The sequence below is a fragment of the Pseudomonas sp. 21615526 genome, from assembly GCF_013386245.1.
Lineage (GTDB): Bacteria > Pseudomonadota > Gammaproteobacteria > Pseudomonadales > Pseudomonadaceae > Aquipseudomonas.
The window spans coordinates 1-1227 of record NZ_JACAOM010000169.1; the positions used below are offsets into that span (position 1 = coordinate 1).

Sequence of the window (1227 nt, forward strand, 5' to 3'; positions counted from 1 at the left end):
CCAGGCGCTGGCTGAAGAAGGTTTGCAGCCCGTAGTGCTCGGTGCCAAGGACGGGCTGTGCCTGGTCAACGGCACGCCGTGCATGACCGGCCTCAGCAGCCTGGCCCTGGCCGATGCGCACCGCCTGCTGCAATGGGCCGATGTGATCGGTGCCATGAGCTTCGAAGGCCAGCGCGGCCAGATCGACGCCTTCGACGAAGAAATCATCGCGCTCAAGCCGCACCCGGGCATGCAGCAAGTGGGCATCAACCTGCGCGCGTTGCTGGACGGCAGCGAAGTGATCGCCAGCAGCAAAGGCATTCGTACCCAGGACGCCCTGAGCATCCGTTCGATTCCCCAGGTGCACGGCGCGGCCCGCGACCAACTGGAACACGCCACCCGGCAGATCGAAACCGAACTCAACGGCGCCACCGATAACCCGCTGGTGCTCGGCACGCCAGACAACTACCGCGTGGTGTCCCAGGCCAATCCCCACGGGCAGTCCGTGGCCCTGGCGGCAGACATGCTGGCCATCGCCATGGCCGAAATCGGCTCCATCGCCGAGCGTCGCCTGGACCGTCTGATCAACCCGCACGTCAGTGGTTTGCCGGCGTTCCTGGTGAGCAACCCCGGGGTCAACTCCGGGATGATGATCGTGCAGTACGTCGCCGCCTCGCTGTGCGGGCAAAACCGCCAGTTGGCGCAACCGNNGCATGGGCACCAACGCCGCGCTCAAGCTGTATTCGGTGCTGGAAAACGTCACCCAGATCCTCGCCATCGAGTACTTGCTGGCGGCCCAGGCGTTCGAGTTCCTCCAGGAGCAACGCTTCGGCGCCGGCACCGATGCCGCCTGGCGTTTGCTGCGCGAACACGTCCCGGCCTACGACCAGGACCGCTGGCTGGCGCCAGACATCGCAGCCACCGCCGCGTTGCTCAAGGACGCCGATTTACTGCAACGCACGCTACCGAATTTGCACTGACCTTTTCCCAACAATAACCAGCGTGCCAAGCCGACTGATCCTCTAAAAGAGCACAGCGGCGGATAACGGAAGCATCCGGAGCGACTGGTAGTTAACAACACTCTCAAAAGGAGCATGAATGTGACTGCGCTAAACCTGATTCCAGGCCAACTGAGCCTTGCCCAACTGCGGGCCATCTACCAGCAGCCGGTAACCCTCAGTCTGGATGACAGCGCCTCGGCCCAGATCGAAGCCAGTGTCGCCTGTGTGGAGCAGATTCTCGCCGAGA

General features: G+C 63.4%; 1 pseudogene. It reads left to right on the forward strand.

Annotated elements, in window-relative coordinates:
- A pseudogene (gene hutH, locus HX786_RS29965) lies at window positions 1-959 on the forward strand (histidine ammonia-lyase); the annotation flags it as partial.
- Window positions 960-1227: the final 268 nt, after the last annotated feature.